This window comes from Psychrobacter sp. 5A.1 (genome assembly GCF_030407455.1).
GTDB lineage: Bacteria > Pseudomonadota > Gammaproteobacteria > Pseudomonadales > Moraxellaceae > Psychrobacter.
This window is the reverse complement of the sequence record NZ_JASDDJ010000033.1, coordinates 1-22063: the sequence shown is the minus strand read 5'-3', so window position 1 is coordinate 22063 and position 22063 is coordinate 1. Positions and strand designations below refer to the sequence as shown.

At 43.5% G+C, this 22063-nt stretch carries 18 protein-coding genes; 7 read left to right on the top strand and 11 right to left on the bottom strand.

Translation table 11 applies throughout. The annotated features are described in order from the left end of the window. Positions 1-121: 121 nt before the first annotated feature. Positions 122-1762, bottom strand: coding sequence for a chaperonin GroEL (groL, locus tag QL982_RS08810; protein ID WP_290162916.1), 1641 nt, complete (start codon positions 1760-1762; stop codon positions 122-124). 110 nt (positions 1763-1872) lie between these two features. Beyond that, entirely contained in the window at positions 1873-2163 is a 291-nt protein-coding gene (locus QL982_RS08805) for a co-chaperone GroES (RefSeq protein WP_010196840.1), read from the bottom strand. 527 nt (positions 2164-2690) lie between these two features. On the opposite strand from QL982_RS08805, the gene QL982_RS08800 reads away from it, so the two are divergent. Beyond that, the gene (locus QL982_RS08800; RefSeq protein WP_290162919.1) at positions 2691-3470 is read left to right on the top strand and encodes a DUF3108 domain-containing protein; all 780 of its coding nucleotides are present in this window, start codon (positions 2691-2693) and stop codon (positions 3468-3470) included. 126 nt (positions 3471-3596) lie between these two features. Here the strand turns inward: QL982_RS08800 and QL982_RS08795 are convergent, their stop codons facing one another. Further along, on the bottom strand, positions 3597-4082 hold the full coding sequence (locus tag QL982_RS08795; RefSeq protein WP_290162921.1) for a hypothetical protein: 486 nt from the start codon (positions 4080-4082) through the stop codon (positions 3597-3599). A 91-nt stretch (positions 4083-4173) separates the two neighbouring features. Beyond that, complete coding sequence (wrbA, locus tag QL982_RS08790) at positions 4174-4791, bottom strand: NAD(P)H:quinone oxidoreductase (RefSeq protein WP_290162924.1); 618 nt, start codon at positions 4789-4791, stop codon at positions 4174-4176. A 256-nt stretch (positions 4792-5047) separates the two neighbouring features. On the opposite strand from wrbA, the gene QL982_RS08785 reads away from it, so the two are divergent. From QL982_RS08785 to QL982_RS08770, 4 genes are all read left to right on the top strand, one after another. Next, positions 5048-6619 (top strand): YhjD/YihY/BrkB family envelope integrity protein, encoded by a 1572-nt coding sequence (locus QL982_RS08785; RefSeq protein WP_290162925.1) that lies wholly within the window; start codon positions 5048-5050, stop codon positions 6617-6619. Positions 6620-6785: 166 nt separating this feature from the next. Then, positions 6786-9647: a M66 family metalloprotease gene (locus QL982_RS08780; RefSeq protein WP_290162967.1), complete on the top strand. Its 2862-nt coding sequence runs from the start codon at positions 6786-6788 to the stop codon at positions 9645-9647. Between the two features lie 267 nt (positions 9648-9914). Next, positions 9915-11531, top strand: a complete 1617-nt coding sequence (locus QL982_RS08775; protein ID WP_290162927.1) for a DUF2254 domain-containing protein — start codon at positions 9915-9917, stop codon at positions 11529-11531. Positions 11532-11671: 140 nt separating this feature from the next. After that, positions 11672-12946, top strand: coding sequence for a sodium:proton antiporter (locus QL982_RS08770; protein ID WP_290162929.1), 1275 nt, complete (start codon positions 11672-11674; stop codon positions 12944-12946). Between the two features lie 78 nt (positions 12947-13024). Here the strand turns inward: QL982_RS08770 and QL982_RS08765 are convergent, their stop codons facing one another. The 3 genes from QL982_RS08765 to QL982_RS08755 form a co-directional block, all read right to left on the bottom strand. Continuing rightward, positions 13025-13510 carry a DUF2127 domain-containing protein gene (locus QL982_RS08765; protein WP_290162930.1) on the bottom strand — a complete coding sequence of 162 codons (486 nt, stop codon included), beginning with the start codon at positions 13508-13510 and terminating at the stop codon, positions 13025-13027. Between the two features lie 55 nt (positions 13511-13565). Continuing rightward, positions 13566-14660: a dihydroorotase gene (locus tag QL982_RS08760; RefSeq protein WP_290162969.1), complete on the bottom strand. Its 1095-nt coding sequence runs from the start codon at positions 14658-14660 to the stop codon at positions 13566-13568. A gap of 175 nt (positions 14661-14835) precedes the next feature. After that, positions 14836-15909 carry an aspartate carbamoyltransferase catalytic subunit gene (locus QL982_RS08755; RefSeq protein WP_290162931.1) on the bottom strand — a complete coding sequence of 358 codons (1074 nt, stop codon included), beginning with the start codon at positions 15907-15909 and terminating at the stop codon, positions 14836-14838. A gap of 389 nt (positions 15910-16298) precedes the next feature. On the opposite strand from QL982_RS08755, the gene QL982_RS08750 reads away from it, so the two are divergent. Beyond that, complete coding sequence (locus QL982_RS08750) at positions 16299-17282, top strand: class 1 fructose-bisphosphatase (RefSeq protein ID WP_290190267.1); 984 nt, start codon at positions 16299-16301, stop codon at positions 17280-17282. A 105-nt stretch (positions 17283-17387) separates the two neighbouring features. Further along, a complete protein-coding gene (locus tag QL982_RS08745) occupies positions 17388-18182 on the top strand; it encodes an RNA methyltransferase (protein WP_290162935.1) in 795 nt (264 codons plus the stop codon). 206 nt (positions 18183-18388) lie between these two features. Here QL982_RS08745 and QL982_RS08740 read toward each other — a convergent pair whose 3' ends face one another. The 4 genes from QL982_RS08740 to QL982_RS08725 all read right to left on the bottom strand — a co-directional run bounded on the left by QL982_RS08740 (position 18389) and on the right by QL982_RS08725 (position 21707). Then, positions 18389-19321 (bottom strand): FAD-binding protein, encoded by a 933-nt coding sequence (locus QL982_RS08740; protein WP_290162937.1) that lies wholly within the window; start codon positions 19319-19321, stop codon positions 18389-18391. A gap of 152 nt (positions 19322-19473) precedes the next feature. Next, positions 19474-20223, bottom strand: a complete 750-nt coding sequence (locus QL982_RS08735) for an electron transfer flavoprotein subunit beta/FixA family protein (protein ID WP_290162939.1) — start codon at positions 20221-20223, stop codon at positions 19474-19476. Between the two features lie 449 nt (positions 20224-20672). Continuing rightward, positions 20673-21242, bottom strand: a complete 570-nt coding sequence (locus QL982_RS08730) for a YetF domain-containing protein (RefSeq protein WP_290162941.1) — start codon at positions 21240-21242, stop codon at positions 20673-20675. Between the two features lie 252 nt (positions 21243-21494). Further along, entirely contained in the window at positions 21495-21707 is a 213-nt protein-coding gene (locus QL982_RS08725) for a cold-shock protein (RefSeq protein ID WP_057758834.1), read from the bottom strand. Positions 21708-22063: the final 356 nt, after the last annotated feature.

Here is a 22063-nt window from a genome sequence, read left to right as displayed (position 1 = left end):
CTTTATGACAAAATCATACTTTTAGCGAAAAGCGATTTACCGAGGAAGATAAGCAAAAATAGTACTTGTTGTACATTGAGCTTGTCTGACAAAGATAAATCGCTTTGCAGCAGAAGTAAAATTACATCATGCCGCCCATTCCACCCATACCGCCCATTCCACCGCCAGCACCCATACCGTCATCACCTTGCGGTAAGTCAGTAATCATAACTTCAGTGGTAAGCATTAGGCCTGCAACAGATGCAGCATTTTCTAGTGCTGAACGTGCTACTTTAGCTGGGTCAAGAATACCCATTTCAATCATATCGCCGTATTCACCAGAAGCAGCATTGTAACCATAGTTACCGCTACCGCTTTTCACTTCGTTTACCACAACTGACGCTTCTTCACCTGCGTTAGTTACGATTTGACGTAGTGGTGCTTCCATCGCACGACGTAAGATGTTAATACCTGCGTTTTGATCGTCGTTATCGCCTGTTAGTTCAGACAATGCATTCATCGCACGAACTAAGGCAACACCACCACCAGGTACAACACCTTCTTCAACCGCTGCACGAGTCGCATGTAGCGCATCATCAACACGGTCTTTCTTCTCTTTCATTTCTGTTTCGGTTGCTGCGCCGACTTTGATTACTGCTACGCCGCCTGCTAGTTTAGCAACACGCTCTTGTAGCTTTTCTTTGTCATAGTCAGAAGTAGACTCTTCGATTTGACGGTTGATAGACTCAACACGGTTTTCGATATCAGCTTTGTTACCAGCGCCATCGACGATTACTGTGTTTTCTTTACCAACAGTTACTTTCTTAGCAGTACCCAGTTGCTCAAGAGTAGCAGTCTCAAGGCTCAGACCAATCTCTTCAGAGATAACCGTACCGCCAGTTAGCGTCGCGATGTCTTCTAACATGGCTTTACGACGATCACCGAAACCAGGTGCTTTAACCGCACAAGTTTTTAAGCCGCCACGCATGTTGTTAACAACTAAAGTTGCTAGCGCTTCGTTTTCTACATCTTCAGCGATGATAAGCAATGGCTTGCTTTGCTGCATTACTTGCTCAAGTAATGGCACGATTTCGCGGATGTTGCTGATTTTTTTATCAACTAGCAAGATATATGGGTTTTCAAACTCAGCCGTTAAGCTGTCTTGCTTGTTCGCGAAGTACGGGCTGATATAACCACGGTCAAACTGCATACCTTCTACAACTTCTAGGGTATCTTCGAAGCTTGAACCTTCTTCAACAGTGATAACGCCTTGCTTGCCGACTTTTTGCATCGCTTGCGAAATCAATTCACCGATTTTGGTGTCTGAGTTAGCAGAGATAGAGCCTACTTGTGCAATGGCTTTTTCGTCGTCAGCGGGTGTAGACAACAAATGGATTTGCTCAACAGCAGCACGTACCGCTTTATCGATACCGCGTTTAAGATCCATTGGGTTCATGCCAGCAGCCACTGACTTCATACCTTCTTGCAAGATTGACTGAGCCAATACCGTCGCAGTGGTCGTACCATCACCAGCAACATCGTTGGTACGGCTAGCAACTTCACGTACTAGCTGTGCGCCCATGTTTTCGAATTTGTTTTCTAGTTCGATTTCTTTGGCAACTGAAACACCATCTTTAGTGATGGTAGGTGCGCCAAATGATTTATCGATAACAACGTTACGACCTTTAGGGCCTAGTGTTACACGTACTGCGTTTGCTAGAACGTTTACGCCGTCCATCATTTGTTTACGGGCATCAATGCCGAATTTTACGTCTTTTGCCATGTTAAATTACTCCACTATTATAAGTATGAGAATACGGTTGAATGATTCGATAGTATGGTTATAAATGCGCTTTGCGAACAACTGACTCAGCCAACAGGCCTCGTAAGCAATTAGCCTTCTAGCACACCCAATACATCAGATTCTTTCATAATAAGCAGTTCTTCACCGTCAACCTTTACGGTTTGACCAGCATATTGACCGAACAAAACTTTGTCGCCAGCTTTTACATCTAACGCACGAGTTTCGCCGTTGTCACGAATCTGACCGTTACCAGTAGCTAATACTTCACCTTGTGAAGGTTTTTCTTGAGCTGAACCAGGAAGCAAGATGCCACCAGCCGTTTTTGTTTCTTCTTCTATGCGGCGGACGACAATACGGTCATGTAAAGGACGAATGTTCATCGATATGACTCCAAAAGTTGGTTAATAAAATTAAGGGTTTATTTGAATTAATGGTCTCAATACCAGTATCTATAGGGAACGCTGCCAAAAACAACGCTTTGTAGATAAGCCTTGAGCTTGTAACAAAAAGTGGGGGCAAGGTGAGTTCGGTTCAAGTGTAAAGCCCAAAAATTTACAAGATTATTTTGCAGAAAATTTATCACTCAACATTTTATATCGATCAATGATAGGCAGTACAAGACGTGAATGCATGCAAAGGTATCGTCGATTCATGTTAAAAAAGTACGGTTTGACTGAGATAAAATTTTTGACGCCTCTGTCACACTTGCGAACAACCAAGAGAGCCTGATACTGCCTGTGATTTGTATGCGATTAACTGTAGTAACATTTGCTACAAGTCCTACACGGAGCTGTATAACCCTGCGCTTGAAAATGTAACAGAGTATGACCATTATAGATCTTGTGAACATAATAAGAACGATCGATAAAATTTGCTATATCGGCAATAAATCAATGAAGGGGTATCCATGAGTTTTTTATCAATGCACAGAAAGTCACTGAGCGACAATGTTAATAATGCTAATAACGCAAAACGCAGTCCATCTAAATTTTTATCTGCCTTAGTGACAGGTATCAGTATCTCTACCGTTGGAGCTTTGAGTATGACCGCACCCACACTTGCCAGCGCAAAGACTGTGCAACCGTCAACCGCCAATTATAGCTTTACCGTTGAAGACAAGTATAAAGGCACAGCGACTCGTACGCTAAACAAGTCTGGTAATACATGGAAATACAATGTTAGCGCGCGCGTCGCTGGTGTGGCTAGCGCCTCGCAAAATAGTACCTTTACCATCAACGGTAACAATGTCAATCCGACGCAGGCAAGCACTACGTACAAACTACTTGGCATGGGTCGCACGCATAAACTAGACTTCAACCCAAGCAGCAAAAAAGTCACGAGTAACTATAAAGGCAAGTCGACGACTATGAATATGTCGCAACAAGCCTTTGATGACTTGAGCCTTGAGGTACAAATTCGTCAGGATTTATTGAACGGTAAATTCTCTGGTAATTACTACATGGCGAAAAAAGACAAAATTGAGAAGACGCCATTCAAAAAGTCTGGCAACACCAAAATTACCGTACCAGCGGGTACCTTTGATACGGTACGTGTTGACCGCGTTCACGATGACGATAGCCGCTCTACCAGCTTTTGGTTAGCCCCAAGCTTAGACTACCTACCCGTGAAAGTCAGTCAAATTAACGATGGTAAGAAAATGGATCTAGAGTTGACTAAGATTAACTAATCTACTTATCTTTAAAGTTATAAACGAAAAAGCGGCGCCCTATCTGGAGTGCCGCTTTTTTATGGTTTTAGATTGATAGATGTCACCTGATAAGCATCAGACAATCTGAATCACTGGCGCGGTTGTTTAACCACGAGGCTGTTTGACGACGTTGTTCATAGAAGGCAGACGCTTAAGCAAAATAAACAACCAAACATTGATGGCAAGCAGTAGGACAAAATCAAGCAAATAAACCACTATCTCCGCCCAGCTACTGCCATATATACGTGTAAACAGCACCACACCACTCGCCCCCAAATACACGAGGGTAAACATACTGCTTATCAATAACGCATAAGGTGAGCGACCACGCAAGATCCATGGTGTCAAAATAAATGCGGGCACTAGCCACAGCGCTTGCCAAGCAATACCGCCAACGATGTCAGGGCTGCTAGGGTTGAATACGTTAATAAAAATAGGCAGTCCAAGCAATCTATAGACGAGCCAAATCAACCACGTAACCATCAAACGCTGACGGATAGGTACAATAGGTTTATTCGCCTTGGCAGGCTTACCAGTTTTCTTTACTGGTGGTGCAGCATTCATCTCACTATCGGAGCGGTTTGTAGCCATTAGATATATTTACTTCCTCATTAATAGCGTGAATAACGCTGTCGCATTTTAGGCTCAATGATTATTGTAGGCTCAACGATACAAAAGCCGCTTAGCGACTCCAGTTAGCTTGAGCCAATGCTGTCGCACTGATAGCCAAACGGCGACCTTGGGCGATGCCTAGCTCACGCTCATCAGGTGAGATAGGCTGATCATGTGATGCCCCACTGACATGGCTAGCACCATAAGGTGAGCCACCGCGTTGAGTACGATTTAACGCAGGTTCCGCATAAGGCACACCAACGATAATCATACCGTGATGCATCAATGGCAACATCATCGTCAACAACGTCGTTTCTTGTCCGCCATGCATGGAGCCTGTCGCAGTAAATACTGAGGCTGGTTTGTTCTGTAGGTTTCCTGCCAGCCATAGCGTGACGGTATTGTCCCAAAAATATTTCATGGGTGCTGCCATGTTGCCAAAGTGCGTCGGACTACCAAGCGCCAGACCGCTGCAATTTTTGAGATCATCCATGGTGCAATACAGATCACCTTCATCAGGTATCGCAGGCTTGCTCGATGTCGTCTCAGGAGCAACCGTTGGGACCGTACGAATACGTGCCGTCATGCCAGCGTCTTCGATACCTTGCGCGATAGCGTATGCTAATGTCTTAGTCGTACCGTAATTAGAATAATAAAGCACCAAAACATAAGGGTCGGTCTGACTCATTAGCAAAGCTTCCTTATAAAGTCGTTAATCATACTGGCCACCAAAAATGCGGCGAAATATATGACTAACTGGCATTGTAGAATATGTGCACATTATGCCCGAGTCATTCACTGTCATGCAAATAACCATGATTGATAACCTGACTTATATTGTATCTGATGTGCTACGTGGTGCATTTTGACACAATTAAACCGCAGATGATAACCGTTCATCTTTGTTACACTATTGTCACTCTTACTTTTGCTTAATGGTCGACATGGAAAAATTATCTCAAAAAATCCCGTTTTTACAGCAGCGCTGGTTTCAGTTTTTACGGTTTTTGACTCGGCATTTTTTTGAAGATAATTGCCAGCAAAAGGCAGCTTCACTGACATACACCACTATGCTATCGATCGTACCGGTATTAACGGTATTACTGATGATTTTGTCATCCGTACCAGCACTCGCATCGGTTAGAGCTCAGATTTATGACGTCATTTATAGCAATCTGTTGCCGCAGTCGAGCATGCAAGTTAGCGAGTATATTAATAGCTTTGCTGAAAAGTCATCCAATCTAACCATCATCGGTGCCATGATTTTGTTTTTTACGACTATCATGACCTTGACCACTATCGAGCGCGCGTTTAACCAGATTTGGCGAGTAGAAGACCGCTCTGGTGGCATCAAAAGCATGCTGCGTTATTGGACTATCGTTACCCTAGGGCCGCTGGTGTTGGGTACCGCTTTTATCGCTTCAAGTACCGTACAGAGTCTGAGCTTTCTCAATCGTCAAATTGCAGGCTACGGTATCGACTGGAGTTTTTGGGTACAAATGGCATCGATTGGTATTACGATGGCGGGCTTTATCGGTATGTACTGGTTTATTCCAAAGGCGCGCGTACCAGCAAAAAATGCAGCCATCGCTGGCGTGTTCGTGGCCATTGTCTTTGAATTAATGAAACATCTGTTTGGTACAGTGATGGCTAACTTTACCAGCTACGAAGCGATTTATGGCGCTTTTGCCGCATTGCCTATCTTTCTACTATGGATTTATCTGTCGTGGAATTTGATTTTATTAGGCGTTGAAATCAGTTATACCTTGACGATTTTTGAGACAGAAGAAGTCTACCCTCGTCACCCGTTACTCAGCTTGTTAGACATGTTGAATTTGGTCTATACCCACCATTTAAAAGGTGAAGCTGTTAGCGAGCAAGCACTGCGTAATGTCTTAGGTCGCAAAGAGCTGCCGAAATGGTATACCTATATCAACTACCTACAAGACAGCAACCTGATTACCATGACAGATGATGATGACTATGTGCTCAAAAGAGACCTGAGTAGGATGACATTATGGGACTTTTATCGTACCTTGCCCTACCCACTTCCTATAAAGGACGAGTTGGATGAGATGAAGTTAGAGGACCAGAAACCTTGGCTCAGCTTATTGGTAGATCGTTTTGAGCACACAGAAGCGTATGCTAAGCAGCAGCTAGACTTGCCGTTGAATGTTATCTTTACCAACGCCGAACCGCGCAAAAACCCTGATGATAAAGGCACGAATAAAAACACCTCACACCCTTTATTTAAAAAACCTGAATTTAGAAAAACATCGCAAGCCGCTCCTAAAAGCTTAGCTCGACAGTCAACTGATACAACAGCGACCCCGCACTTTGATCCAGCCGCTTATGACAAGGACAGTAAGGTTGAGTGTGATGCACATGATAATGAAATCATTATTCCTATAGATCCAAAAACGGCGCCGTCTCCACAAACCAGCAGATGGGGACACAAAAGCACAATCATCACCGAAGCGGACAACCCTAAACACGGCTCTAGCAATAAAAATTAGTTTGTTAAAATAGATAAAAGAAAGCTAATTGGAAACAAGAAAACAAATGTAGTACAGTTTATTAATATAGTTGTTATACTCCCAGCAACACATTTGTTGGGGTATTCCTTTGACACATAACACAGCATTTCTATTAAAAACCATAAGTATCGGCATCATCTCTATAATGCTATCTGCATGCGGTGAAGGTAGTGATGATAATACACGGCCTGCACCATCTGATAAGCCGCCTGTAGTGGTTCCACCTGATATAAGTGAGCCACTGACACCGCTAGAGCCGAGTACGCCGATCAAACCTAGTGAGCCATTAACACCGCTGGAGCCAAGCACGCCAATCAAATATCCAGAACCACAAAAAGACCGTGCTGATTATTATCAATTAGGCTTCTTTGACTATAACGGTGCCGGTGAAACACGAGAGATCCGTTCTGATTTACTAGGCTCTTTCCAAGCTATGATTCAATTTGGGCAGAATCATACGGTAGATCCTCAGGGCAACGAAGCAAAAAACATGCCCCGCCTAACTGCAGAAAAAGAGGCGTTATTACTGGTTACGCCTACACTTGAGATGGGAGCAGTCAATCAACTGGTTGCTGAGATTTATCAAGATGGTCTGCTATTACGCAGGGTCAATTTAGACGACCCGACCCAAATCCCACCATCTGACCAAAACAACAGCGATGATAGACCACGGGTCGCCTATAGTAAGCGCGCTTGGTCAACCAAACTCAACTGGGATGAAGTACAAAGCGGCCTTAAGATTCGCATTGTCGATGAACAAAATCGTAGCGGTGAATTGCTAGAGAATAAAATAGACTTTGCGGCGCCAGGCGAGCTGGTCTTAACCAATATCCGTCTTGGTCTTTTGAGCCCAGTGACTGTAAATAACAATGGTCATTATATGCTGCTACAGCCAGAAAAGGCGGGCGCAGATTATTTCCAGACCATTCCAGCAGCAAAGATGACCGTCGCTAAATACGATGACGTCGTACTTGATCGGGTGATGGTAGCGAACGGTACTATTTATGATACGGCTTCAGGTAGCAGCTCAGATGGCGGCGTATATAGTGGTGATATGCGCGAAAATACAGGCAAATCAACCTTTGGCGTCGGTATTAACCTTGCCAACTGGGGCGTCACTAGCGCATCGATGCTAAGCCAAGAGCAGCCGCAGCTCACCCAAAATGTCAATGCGCACCATGCCCGTGGCAAATACGCCAACGGTACATTTAACCACGGCTTGAGCGGTGGCAATGGTATGCTGACTTTGATTAACTCGGTCGGTAATGAGTTTAGTCATGAAATTGGCCATCATTATGGATTGGGGCATTATCCAGGTAAAGTTGGCGATAAAAAATTCTGGTCAGAGCACCATGCCGATAGTGGTTGGGGTTACATGCCCCTTAGAAATAGAATGCGGGGTAACTTTGAATGGTGGCGAAAAGATGTCGGTGCCGGTACTGAAGACTCACCTACTTTCTTAGGTCAATACAGCTATGGTCGTGACGCCATGTCTGGTGGCTCTAATAACAGTGACATCTCGCGCTATACTCATTACACCGGCTATAGTACAAAAACCAAAATCCAGCCAGCATTTGATCGTTATATGTTTGCCAGTGACTCACCGACGGGCTATAAAAAATGGGATGCTGAGCGTCAAAGAATGCAGATCGCACAACCAAAAGTACCACGATCTAATAATGTTTGGTACAACAGCGCCGATGGCAACTATTTAAGACCGCGTTTGCAAGGCGTGCCTGTTTATACTATTTTAGGCGGCTATGACCCTGTCACCCAAAAGGGTATTATCTATCCGGCAGCACGAGGTAACTGGGGTAACGTCTTTGATTTACCGGCGGCGAACACTTCAGCTGACGTCGCTAGCTGCTGGCTGACCGTCACTTATAGTAATAATATGGTCAATAACATCGCCCTTGCCCCTCATCGCATGAATGGCAATAGCAATGCCAATAAATTTCACGTCAATTTAGCGATTTCTGAAAACCCTAACAAAGTCGATTTGTATTGTAAAAAAGCCAACGAAGCACAGGTGTTATTATCATCAACCGCTATTGGTCCATATATCGACTCCATCAAGCCAGCCGTTACCTTTGGTAAAGAGCATGGCTTTAGCGCCTTAAGAAAAATCGAATTACCACTATTAGAACAACAACTTATCGATCAATCGGCCAACTCGACTATCAATTTGGACGCCGAGGGTGAGCTGATATACCACTCTTATAAAGATGATCGTGATGCGCTCAGTCAAGCACTCAGCCCGCTTGCCTTTCAGGTACTCGAGCGTTATGAGCAGCAACAACAGACCATGCATCGCCTAAATCGTTGGGTCGATGTTTATCGTGATGATTTAATCGATGGCGGGCCGGAGGTCATCACTGCCTTTCATAAGTTTGTCAACGAATTAGAACTGCAAGATGATCAGCCTTTAGCAAATGTCAGCCCACTCATGAATGGTAACAACTGTCTTAAGGTCGAGACATTAGAAGATGGTAAGCTCAATACTTTTATCAGCGGACCAAGTGCTTGCACAGGAGATGACTCTGAGCAATGGATTCAAGACAGCAAAGGTCGTATCCACAATAAAATGGCACTAGATCAGTGCCTAATGCCGCAAGGTGGCAATGTCATTAACCTAGCCCCTTGTGATGATCAAGCAAGCTCGCAAGTTTGGCAAATGGATGTATCCGCCAACGCCATCAAGCAAGGCAATCAATGCTTTGACTTAGCAAAAGGCTATATGAGTAATAATCGCGCTCGACTCATTCGCTATAGCTGTACAGGTAACGGCAACCAAAGATGGACGATGCTCACGCAAAACTCGAGTTTGATATTATCTAGCGCTGGCAAAAATCTACCGCTGATAATAGAGAATATGCAAAAACAAGCAGTGACGACAGACACCATTCAAATGCAGTTGGCAAGCACCAATAGTAATCATCAGCAACCCTCTACACTAGCAAAAGTAAGCAACGCGATAAGCACTTGGTTTTATAGTCTAATCAGCTAATTGAAAATACATGATAATGATAAAAATAAGCTCCTATGATAGGGGCTTATTTTTACTAAATTTTTCATCGTTATTATTTATATGATAAGGTAATAAATAGTCAAAAGATTACTCCAGCGTTACGCTTAAATTTATCACCATTTTATTTTGAACCGGCTATAGTGTGTAGACGCAGCAAGCAAAGACAATGAATCCCTGTAGGACGGTACCTGTTTTAAAATAGATTCATTATATACGATCTCGTCAGTCATTTTTGGAGCGCGAACATTGGACAAACACCCTGAAAATGGCTTTTTTAAGCGACTACTCTTATTTTCAGTGCAGAGAATGAAGGCGTTTTCGCAGCTTTGGTCGTTACAGACATTGGCTGACCTGCCCGATCGTCTAAGAAACTTGTGGCAGGAGTTGATCGGCTCTTATTGGTTTATTCCAACTGCTTGTGTCATCGTCGGTATTTTACTTGCTCCTTTGCTAGTCGCGATTGATCAGCATTTTGATCGTGAAACGGTAAAAGAGATCTCCTTTGCTTTTACTGGTGATGACGAGGCGGCGCGCGCGATTATGACTGCCATCGCTGGTGCGGTACTGGGCGTGGCAGGTACGACATTTTCGATTACAATCGCCGTCCTGTCGATGGCATCCTCACAGTTTGGTCCAAGACTGCTACGTAACTTTTTGACCGACACTCCAAACCAGTTTGTCCTTGGCGCTTTTATTGGTACATTTAGCTATAGCTTACTGGTATTGAAGTCTATCCATAAGTCTGACGTAGCTTTTGGTGTGCCGCAATTGGCAGTGACTTTTGCCATTATCATGGCGATTATCTGTGCGCTGCTTTTAGTTTATTTTGTGCAGCATATGGTGCATGCTATTCAGGCGTCACACGTCATTCAAAATGCCAGCAACGATGCGATTGCAAACATTTACTATTGGTATAACGATCGATGTGATATCCAACATCAACGCGATGCTGAGCACCATGATATCGAACAGTTCCAAAACTGGCCTGCTATGCCGATTTATTCACCAAATTCAGGTTATCTACAGCAGATTTACCTTGAGTCATTGATTGCGCTGTCACAAGATTATGGTGGCGTGGTACAAATGCATGTCAACCTCGGTAATTATGTCACTGACAAAAACGTCATTGGTTACTTTTATCAACGGCCTGCGTCTCATCCAAACAACCAACAGAAGACAGCGACCCCGCATCTAGCAGTAATACCTAGAGCACCTGATGGACTGTTTTGGCAACATCTGGCAGGTTGCCTGCGGCTTGAGCAACGATTGGCGCACTCTAACGACATCGCCTATAGCTTAGGTCAGATGACAGAGATTGCTGTACGCGCATTATCCCCTGGTATCAATGATCCAAAGACTGCGGTCAATTGCGTCCAGTCTCTAACCAGCTGTTTGAGTATCATGATGCGTCGTCAGCCACCAAGCCCTTATCATTTTCACATACCGCAGTCAGACACTAACGATAACTCTGAAAATACTGTCAAACAGAAGCGACTGGCCATATTGGCACTAGTCACTCATATCCCCAAAATTTCTGACTTTATCAATGTATCACTCGGTGAGATACGTCGTTATGCAGCTGCTGACCTAATGGTCTTAAAAGCATTGTGTCAGGCAATGGTCAATTTGAACTATGCACGGGTAAACAGCGCACAGCAGCAAACGCTATTACATGAATTGCATCTGATTCAGCGCGCCGGAGAAGAGAATTTAAATTATCAAGAGCTGGTCGATGATTTGGCCGCTATGTGCGAACAAGCCAAGCAATTCATCCTTGATAATGATGCTCAGCACAAGCATTTTAATTATGTTAGTGAGTTTGCAGCCCGTATTCGTCAAGCGCTACAGACTCAATCTAGTTAATAGCATCGCATGATCAGTTAACTGTTGAGATAGATGACATGTCCAGCACACCACATCTATAAATAAGATACAACCCTACATACACAATCCTTATAAGCCTTGCGCTTTGGATAATTTTATATTCATACGAGACCTACTTTATGGCATCTGCAAACAGCCTGACCATACTTGAAATCAGCGCCATATTTTTATCGATCACCGCCTCATTAACCTATATTAATCACCGCTTCATCGGCTTACCAACCACTATTGGCGTCATGGTAATTTCTATCTTACTGTCGATTGGGGCGATATTTTTGGGCTTCTTAGGATTTGATCAGCTGATCGATTACGAAGTCAGTTTATTAGAACAGCTTGATTTTACCGAAGTGTTATTAGATGGCATGCTATCGATGCTGCTATTTGCGGGCGCATTACACGTCAATATTAGTGATCTAAAACGCTACAAGTTACCTATTGGCATCCTTGCGGGTCTTGGCACGGTCATATCGGCGATGCTCATTGCGACCGCGATTTATTTTATGCTGCCACTCTTCGGCTTTGGACTGCCGTTTCTGTGGTGCTTATTGTTTGGTGCTTTAATTTCTCCTACCGATCCTATCGCCGTGATGGGTATTCTCTCATCAGCAGGCGCACCAAAGAGTATCGAGACCGTCATCGCTGGTGAATCATTGTTCAATGATGGTATCGGCGTGGTTATCTTCGTTTTATTGCTGGGAATTTTATCTAGCGGCGATATCCCTACTGCCAACTACGTCGCACATACATTGGCGGTCGAAGCTGGTGGCGGAGTCGTTTTCGGACTGGTACTTGGTGCGATTTTGTACTACTTGCTCAAGAGCATTGATAGCTATCAAGAAGAGGTACTATTAACATTGGCAGGTGTCATCGGTGGCTACGCGCTGGCCAGTCATTGGCATTTATCAGGGCCACTTGCCATGGTCATGATGGGTCTAATGGTCGGTAATCGTGGACGCGAGCTGGCAATGAGTGATAAGACACGCCATTATATTGATTTGTTTTGGGAATTAATCGATGAGATTTTAAACGCGATTTTGTTTGTGCTCATCGGTCTAGAAGTGGTGATGATTGCTTATTCAGGCAATTTATTTATCGCCAGCGGTTTGACGATTTTGATTGCGCTCGTTGCTCGATTTATCGTGGTGGGTATGACGACCAAGACTTTTCATCGTCAGCTTGATTTACCGACAGGCGCATGGAAAGTCCTGACTTGGGGCGGCTTACGTGGTGGTATCTCAGTCGCACTAGTATTGCAGCTGCCAATTGGGGCTGAGCGAGAGATTTTATTGGCACTCACTTATGCGGTCGTGATCTTTTCTATCTTGGTACAAGGCCTAAGCGTTGGAAAAGTCGCCAAGAGCATTCGTACGGATGAAAAACCAGTAGACGTATAAACCAAAAATATAGCAGGCACAAAAAATCCAGCATCAGATACTTGTCTTATGCTGGATTTTTTGACTTAAATTTAAACGCTATATCAAACCCTTCCGTTTCATATTACGATAAACCACAATAATAATGAGCAGATTAGAGACCAGTATTCCAAGCTTAAACCAATCAAATGGGCTGACTATCAAATAGTAGATTTCTATAGGAATAAATACCCCGTAGCCTAGCACCCCAAACCAATACGCCCATGTTTTGTCATGCCATAAGCCATAAGCTTCTAGGAAACGTAAACTGGCATAAGCAACTATCAACAATAAAAACATCGGCCAGTTTTTGCTTGCCTGCTGAGCAATACGTACCGCACTGTCGATTTGCGGCGCAAGCAGATGACCGAAGTTTTGGTGCCAAGAGTCTGTCGCTGTCGTCAGCCAATGCTCAAGATCAGTATGCCACGACCACAACGCCCCTGCTCCTAGTAACGCCCCAACGCCTTTGACTACCTCATAAATGGCCACCGCTTTGATAGATTCACTCGCCGTACTGCGCGATTTTTCTTGTTGGCCATTCATGGCAACTCCTTTATCCTTCGAGGATGGCGGCAGACTGTCATCCTGTCGGGGCAAATTAGCCAAAGAATGTCTCCACAACACGTCCTTGCAATTGCTGATTGAAAAACGGCGTGTTTTTGCCATTCGATAGCATAGATTGCGCGGTCACTTGCCATTCAAGATTGGGATCAACCAATATTGCACCGCCAATCGCTTCATACTGCTCATTAATACCAGCGATTTTTGCAGGATTCAGGCAGATTTTATCTACCAATTGCGACAGGGTTAATACATCATCATTTACCAGCTGACAGGCCAGTGCCATAAAGGTATCGAAGTTTGAGATACCTGGCGTACTCTCAGCAAACGGCGCTTTTTTAGCCGTACTGTTTAGTGGCTCATGATGACTACAGATGGCATCGATGGTCCCATCTTTTAATCCACGGCGGATGGCTTGCTGGTCAGTATTACTACGTAGTGGTGGTAATACGTAAGCCTGAGCATTAAAGCCTTCAAGGTTATCATCAGTTAAGTAAAGCTGATGCATAGCAACATCACACGTAACAGGCAACCCTTTATCTTTTGCCCAGCGCATGAGCTCGATAGAGGACTTACAGGATAGCTGACTAAAATGGGCCGCGATTCCCGTCTCCTCAACCATCAGTAGCTGCGTAGACAGTGCCACTGTTTCCGCAATCCAAGGAATCCCTTGCAGACCATGGTAAGAAGCAATATAACCCTCATGTGCTACGCCGTCTCCAGACAAACTTGGCTCATTAGGATAAAAGAATACTTTCATACCAAAAGTCGCCGCGTATTCTAGTGTGCGTAGCAGTACTAGGTCATTGCGAAAGGGTCTACGCGCATTGGATACCGCGATACAGCCACCCTTTTTAAGCCCTGCAATATTAGATGGTCGTTCGCCCTCTAACCCTGTGGTCAATGCACCCAAGATATGTAAATAAATACCACCATCACTCAAAGCGCGCTCACGCAAGCCCTTTAAAAGTGAGCCATTTTCTAAAATAGGATTGGTATCAGGTGGCGTCACCACATGCAAAAACCCATTACTACGGGCAGCGCTGCCTTCTGATTTTAGCGTACCGTGTTGCTGTTGGCCTGGCTCACGCAAGCGCGCGCAAAGATCTACCAATGGTGGTAGTAACCACATCTCACGGCCAGAATCGAGTGTAGACAGTTTATCTGTTACTGTTTGCGGCAGCGCATCTTTAAATGCTTTTGGTAAATGATTAAGGATGGGTACATCAGTATTAAGCATGGTAGACATAACGTTATTACCGTATCAATAAAATGAAATAAATGAGAACAAGTCGCGCGATAGACGGTTACTTGCCAGCCGCTTGATGAGCACGCTGACCTTCCATCGCAAGCGACAAGACCGCCATACGAATGGCGATACCGTTATTTACCTGCTTTAAGATAACGGATTGTGCGCCATCAGCCACACTAGAGGCAATCTCAACACCACGATTCATCGGCCCTGGATGCATAACCAATGCATCAGGCTTAGCGAGAGCTACGCGCTCTGGCGTGATCCCATAATGCTTATAGTATTCACTTGATGATGCCAATAGTGGCGAGCCGATACGCTCATTTTGTATTCTTAATCCCATAATGACATCACAATCAGTGACACACTCATCCATGTTTTCATACACCTGCACACCAAAACGCGCAATACCTTTGGGTAGTAAAGTACGTGGTGCGCAGACACGAATATCTGTCACACCTAGCGTTTGCAACGCACTGATATCAGAACGCGCTACCCGTGAGTGCTTAATATCACCAACGATTGCGACAGAAAGTTCTTCAAATGGGCGCGGTGCCTCACGGTGAATGGTCAACATATCGAGCATCCCTTGAGTAGGATGCGCATGCCAGCCATCACCGCCATTAATGATTGCGATATCAGGGGTCACTTCTGTTGCCATAAAATGCGCGGCACCCGAAGCTGAATGTCGGACCACAAAGATATCCGCAGTCATCGCTTGTAGATTCCACAGCGTATCACGCAGACTCTCGCCTTTTTTGGTGCTAGAGCGTTCGATATCGATATTGAGTACATTGGCACCCAAGCGTTTTTCTGCCACCTCGAATGTCGTCCGTGTACGAGTCGATGGTTCAAAGAACAAATTCATCACCGTATAGCCATCTAGCTCAGGACGATTGATTAACTGTCCGTTTTCATCAAAGAAAGTCTCTGCTTTTGCGATAATGGCTTTGAGCTGTGCTTTATTGAGACCCTCAACACCCAAGAAATGCCGAATACTACCATCAGGGTTGAGCTGCGGGTGACTCAGTGACGTATTGAGCCGTTGGTGAATCGTATCGGGATCAAATTTTGCATAATCAGTCGGTGAGACTGGTTGTGTAGCGCTACTATCGATAGAATTTGACATAATGGCGAGTCTTTATTGTGGGTTTATATGAGTCTATAGTAATCACTTATTCATCTTTGTTCGATCATTTATCACTGATAGGCATAGATACAAAGGACATTTTGACGCTTATTTGCTACAATTTACCATAATCACATTCGTCCAGAAAACAGCCTCAGCAGACAATCAGAAAGCATAAGTAGACATGCTGTATTCTCATAGAGAATAATTCTGACAAAACTATAAATGAATAACAATAGATATAGTGTAGCCGATTTTGTGGTCGGGACAAAGATACCATACAGGCTATTTAAGCATTTACCCATTTAGGGTGTGCTAAATGCCACCTACTCCTTTATTTTGATACCCATCCGTTCTTTTAATTTCCATACCATTTTTTAGGAAGCCTTATGACGACCTTAGCAGATTATCTAAACCAACATGCCACTAGCCCTGCCCTAAACGACGTGATTACTACCGTCACTGATGTCGGCAAGACGATTTCACAGCTACTCAGAAAAGGCGCTCTGGCAGATATCTTGGGCGAAGCGGGCAATCAAAACGTCCAAGGCGAAGATCAGAAAAAACTAGACGTATTGGCCAATGACTTACTGCTAGATGCATTGGCAAAAAACACGCACTGTGCAGGCGTTGCTTCAGAAGAGCTCGATGATGCCACCCCTGCTAATGATGACGGTAGCCTATTGGTTTTATTTGACCCACTAGATGGCTCATCCAATATCGATATCAATATGGCAGTAGGTACGATTTTTTCTGTTTTACCGTATGAGCGTCAAGGTCAAACCAGTGAAAACAGCGACTATCTACAGGCAGGTAACAAACAGCTAGCAGCCGGTTATTTGTTATATGGTACCTCAACCGTACTTGCACTAACGATAACTGAAAATGTGGTGATGTTCAGCCTAGATCCAGATACGGGTGATTATGTACTCATAGAAGACAATGTGCAAATTGATGCTGATACCAGTGAATATGCTATCAATAGCTCAAACTATCGCTATTGGCGCGCACCGATGCAGCAATACATCGACGAGCTGATTGCTGGCGAAGCCGGTATACGTGGTCGCGATTTTAATACACGCTGGGTCGCTGCCATGGTTGGTGATGTGCATCGCATTCTATGCCGCGGTGGTCTATTTACCTATCCGTTTGATACCAAATACGCTCACAAAGCGGGCAAGTTACGTTTGATGTATGAATCCAATCCAATGAGCTTATTGATTGAGCGTGCTGGCGGCGGAGCCACGGATGCGGTCAACCGTATCTTAGATATTGATCCAACTGATATTCATCAACGTGTCCCTGTCGTACTGGGAAGCAAAAATGAAGTCGATTATGTTAAAAACTTGCACGTAAATTATTCTGAAAAATAATTGATTTGAGCACATGTTAAAGATAATCAGTAGAATGCTAAATCAATAATAAGCATTCTGCTGGCTGTCCAAACAATTCCTTCAGTCTACTCTAAGCGATCCACTATGGTACTAAATCCCACCGAGCTGATTACCTCAGATAAGAACACAACCGTGAAGCTCGTAAAAGCACTGTTGTCACAAGCACGCCAGCGTAAAAAGCATGGTCAGACAGTCATAGAAGGCGTCCATTTGATAGATGCTGCACTGCGTAGCGACTATCCCTTTGTTCAGATACTACTGTCTGAATCGGCGCGCACCCACCCTGAAGTTCAGCAGGTATTGACTCGTCTACCCACTTATACGCCTATTCTTACTTTGTCAGACTCACTTTATGAGAGTATTCGTAGCTTGGGCACTGGCATCGATATCATGGCCGTCATTAAAATACCAACGCCTAGCTTATCGATGATCAATGAAGACTGCCTAATTCTCAATGACGTACAAGATAGCGGTAATGTTGGTACGCTACTACGTACGGCAGCAGCTGTCGGTATTAATAACATCCTATGCACCAGCGCGACTGCGCAAGCTTGGTCTCCAAAGACGCTACGAGCAGGTATGGGTGCACAGTTTGCGCTGACTATTTATGAAGGCTTGAGTACGCAGGCCATTTTAGATCAAGTACAAGTGCCGCTTTTGGCGACCAGCTCTCATACAGATACTATTATTTACGATCACGATTTATCTACGCCTGTGGCTTGGATTATGGGTCATGAAGGTCAAGGTGTTAGCGATGATCTAATGCAGTGTGCAACGCCTATCGCTCTACCACAGCCAAATGGCCAAGAAAGCCTTAATGTCGCCATTGCAGGCTCGCTATGTCTGTATGAAACTTTGCGTCAAAGAAGCTACTCTTAGCTTTGGTTTATATCTGCGATTAAAAGCTTATCTGTAAAGCACAAAAAAACCCACTATCATTTAATAGTGGGTTTTTTATTATCTGTCTACTACTGATATAGTCAAAGAAGTCTAAAACGGATACAAGGCAGCCGACTGCAGATTGTACCAGTCGTACATCTAAGGAGGGTAACGCCGTAGCCGTTTAGTAGTTCTGTAACTATATATTAAACCTTGCTGGTTAGCTCAGGCAATGCTTCAAACAAATCCGCTTCTAGGAAGTAATCAGCAACGCTAGCGATAGGTGCTTCTGGGTCATTGTTGATAGCAACGATAACTTTAGAATCTTTCATACCCGCTAAATGCTGAATCGCGCCTGAAATACCTGCTGCGATATATAAGTCTGGTGCAACAATCTTACCCGTTTGACCGACCTGCATATCGTTTGGTACATAGCCTGCATCTACTGCAGCACGTGATGCACCAACAGCAGCGCCTAATTTGTCAGCCAATGGCTCGATGTACTTAGTGAAGTTTTCACCGTTTGCCAATGCGCGACCACCAGAAACCACAATACTTGCTGACGTCAATTCTGGACGATCAGACTTAGCCATCTCTTCATTAACGAAGCTAGCTTTACCCGTTTCTTGTACGTTGTCGATGGTTTCAACAGTGGCTGAACCACCTTCGCTTGCCACTGGGTCAAACGCAGTTGTACGTACTGTCAGTACCACTTTGTCTTCTGAGGTTCTTACTGTTGCTGTCGCGTTACCTGCGTAGATAGGACGCTCAAATGTCTGCGCATCTACCACACCTGAGATTTCAGACAGCATGCTTACGTCAAGCAACGCAGCAACGCGTGGCATAAAGTTTTTACCAGTAGTGGTTGCAGCCACTAGAATATGACTATAATCACCAGCGATATCAGCAACCAATAGCGCCACGTTGCCTGCCAATTGATGCTCATAAGCAGCGTTGTCAGCCAATAGTACTTTAGTCACGCCTTCAGCTTTAGCGGCTTCATCTGCAACTGCTTGTGCCCCGCTACCAGCGACTAATACATGGATATCATCGCCCATTTGTTTAGCAGCAGCGATAGTATTTAAAGTTGCCTTTTTTAGACTGGCATTGTCATGTTCTGCATATACCAAAATTGCCATGGTTTTAGTCCTTTATATATTCGTATTATCTATTCATGCGGTTGTTTGTGTACAAAGCTATTTGAGCAACTATCATTTAATATGAAATAAAGCAGTCAAATTCACAGCCTTGTACAGGATATGCCGTAGCGAAGTATCCAATCATTAAAACATTAAATGACTTTTGCTTCGTTTCTTAGCTTATCGACCAACTCATCAACTGACCCTACTGTAATACCAGCTTTACGGTCAGCAGGTGGCACGACTTTAATAATCTCTTGCTTAGAGGTCATATCAACACCAAAATCCGCTGGCGTTTTCTCATCAAGTGGCTTTTTCTTCGCTTTCATGATGTTAGGCAATTTAGCATAACGTGGCTCATTCAAACGTAGATCAGTCGTGATGACTGCTGGTAAATCAAGGGCAACGGTTTGTAGGCCGCCATCGATTTCACGCGTTACGTTTACTTTGTCGCCTTCAACTTTTACTTCTGATGCAAACGTACCCTGACCGATACCCATCAATGCGGCTAGCATCTGACCAGTTTGGTTGTTGTCATCATCAATCGCTTGCTTACCTAATAAGATAATATCAGTGCTTTCAGTTTCAGCAATACTTTTTAGAATCTTGGCAACTTGCAATGGATATGGTTTTTCGTCACTTACGACTAACACACCACGGTCAGCACCTAGCGCTAGGGCTGCACGAATCTGCTCTTGTGACTCTTTTGGACCGATTGAAGCAACAATGATCTCATCAATGACGCCAGCTTCTTTTAGACGAACCGCTTCTTCTACTGCGATTTCATCGAAAGGGTTGATTGACATTTTAGTGTTTGATAAGTCAACGCCAGAGTTGTCGGCTTTTACACGAACTTTTACGTTATAATCAATGACACGCTTGACCGCTACTAATGCTTTCATACGTTCCTCGTTTATTAATGTTATGAGTTAAAAATTGTCAGTTAAGAACCAAAGGTTCGTTGTGGTTCAAATTGTCGTTCAAAATACTGCTCAAGGTTATTACTACATCAACAGAATATGGTTAACTAAGAAAGATGAGCCAATATCCAAAAACATATTAGCATTGTATTCCTTACTAATGAAATCTGCTAAAGCTAAGCCAACCGTTATTATCAGACCTATGTATCTTGCGTCAGCAGGCAGATAAGGTCAAGACAACGCCGTGAATAATGCGTCATAAATTTGTCACCATTCTACAATAAATAGTCTATAAGCACCGCATTCTACGATTTTCATTGTTCAATAGCTTAAAATACTCGTTCCTTTATAGCATTCTAAGCCTTAGCTTTACTTAATATTTTGTTATTATTTATCTCTTTGAGGTTAACGGATAAGAATAGTTAACAAGCCTAGATCGATGACTTGCCATCTTTACCAGTACCAAGCAATAATTCACTGTCACGTATGTCATCAAATAAAGACCAGTCAGGTTCGACGCTATTATTTTTGATGACACTCATATCACCTGTCGTCTCCATAATCACTGCAAACACTTCCGTTTTGGCTTTAATACCATTTTTACGTAGAACCTCTTGCACATCGCTGGTGCTAAGATTGGCTTCTTTTAAGTTGTCTTCTAAATACTTGCCATGAGCCATTAAAATAATAGCCTGATTGTCTATCAAAGACTTTAGCGGTTTTATTTTGCGTCTAATAACTGAGATAACGCCCTGAATCAAAAACAATACCGCGACCGCAAACAACCCTTGCAGTAGAGATGGCTTATCTGACAGCACAGTCGATGCCAATATACTACCAATACCAACGGTCATCGCAAAATCATGGCTGGATAACTTGGAAAAACTGCGCAGACCCATCAGTCTAGTAAACAGCATCAACCCTACATAAAAGCCCACTGCAGATAAAGAAATCCCGAGCACCTGTTGCCAGTCAATTGAAAGCCAATTCTCCCACTTCATAATACAACCTTATTTATTACATCTTTATTAAACCAGTATCCGTTATTAACTGATGATGTTAACCGTCAAAATCAATGCCTTTTTCTCATTACAAAAAAATGCCATAAAAAAAGCAACCTGATGAGAGGTTGCTTCTTTTTAAAGTCGATACAGTATTTTTATTGTTTTAACAAACAAAGTAATCAATGCGTATTGATAATTTCATTGTAATCAAGCTCACTGAAAAACAGTCTGCTCAATCACTAATAGAAATTAGATAGCTTCGATTTGCTCAGCTTGTGGGCCTTTTTTGCCATCACCTAAGATGAAAGACACTTTTTGGCCTTCGGCTAGAGTTTTGAAACCGTTACCTTGGATAGCGCTGTAGTGAGCGAATACGTCTTGTCCGCCATTGTCTTGAGCGATAAAACCAAAACCTTTAGCTTCATTAAACCACTTTACAGTGCCTTCAACTTTATCTGACATAAATTTTCCTGACTCTTTAACTGTTGGCGAGACTTGTGTCATCACCGATTAATTGATATATACCTGAGTATTTTTTGCTAAATGCGGCGGTCAAAAATTCTAAATAATCTTAGAGAAAACTCGAATTTTTTACCTCAAATACTTTAAGTACAGCCTGATTATAACAGTTTTCCATGGTGGTAACAGTCTAAATTTATGATTTTTGTAAATAAATGCTAACTACGATGATAAGCTAAAATAGACAGCAAAAAACCATATATCCCTTTGATATAAAATAAATGGTGGTGTATCAAAAAGTATGCTGAGGAATTAAAGGAGGGGTGACAGCCGAAGCAAGATGATATATTTGAGGTTAT

Coding starts and splice junctions, on each gene's coding strand:
- QL982_RS08780 (WP_290162967.1), top strand. CDS start 6,786: ATGCTATCTGCATGCGGTGAAGGTAGTGATGATAATACACGGCCTGCA.
- QL982_RS08770 (WP_290162929.1), top strand. CDS start 11,672: ATGGCATCTGCAAACAGCCTGACCATACTTGAAATCAGCGCCATATTT.
- QL982_RS08805 (WP_010196840.1), bottom strand. CDS start 2,163: ATGAACATTCGTCCTTTACATGACCGTATTGTCGTCCGCCGCATAGAA.
- QL982_RS08800 (WP_290162919.1), top strand. CDS start 2,691: ATGAGTTTTTTATCAATGCACAGAAAGTCACTGAGCGACAATGTTAAT.
- QL982_RS08745 (WP_290162935.1), top strand. CDS start 17,388: ATGGTACTAAATCCCACCGAGCTGATTACCTCAGATAAGAACACAACC.
- QL982_RS08730 (WP_290162941.1), bottom strand. CDS start 21,242: ATGAAGTGGGAGAATTGGCTTTCAATTGACTGGCAACAGGTGCTCGGG.
- wrbA (WP_290162924.1), bottom strand. CDS start 4,791: ATGAGTCAGACCGACCCTTATGTTTTGGTGCTTTATTATTCTAATTAC.
- QL982_RS08725 (WP_057758834.1), bottom strand. CDS start 21,707: ATGTCAGATAAAGTTGAAGGCACTGTAAAGTGGTTTAATGAAGCTAAA.
- groL (WP_290162916.1), bottom strand. CDS start 1,762: ATGGCAAAAGACGTAAAATTCGGCATTGATGCCCGTAAACAAATGATG.
- QL982_RS08760 (WP_290162969.1), bottom strand. CDS start 14,660: ATGTGGTTACTACCACCATTGGTAGATCTTTGCGCGCGCTTGCGTGAG.
- QL982_RS08740 (WP_290162937.1), bottom strand. CDS start 19,321: ATGGCAATTTTGGTATATGCAGAACATGACAATGCCAGTCTAAAAAAG.
- QL982_RS08765 (WP_290162930.1), bottom strand. CDS start 13,510: ATGAATGGCCAACAAGAAAAATCGCGCAGTACGGCGAGTGAATCTATC.
- QL982_RS08755 (WP_290162931.1), bottom strand. CDS start 15,909: ATGTCAAATTCTATCGATAGTAGCGCTACACAACCAGTCTCACCGACT.
- QL982_RS08795 (WP_290162921.1), bottom strand. CDS start 4,082: ATGGCTACAAACCGCTCCGATAGTGAGATGAATGCTGCACCACCAGTA.
- QL982_RS08785 (WP_290162925.1), top strand. CDS start 5,048: ATGGAAAAATTATCTCAAAAAATCCCGTTTTTACAGCAGCGCTGGTTT.
- QL982_RS08735 (WP_290162939.1), bottom strand. CDS start 20,223: ATGAAAGCATTAGTAGCGGTCAAGCGTGTCATTGATTATAACGTAAAA.
- QL982_RS08750 (WP_290190267.1), top strand. CDS start 16,299: ATGACGACCTTAGCAGATTATCTAAACCAACATGCCACTAGCCCTGCC.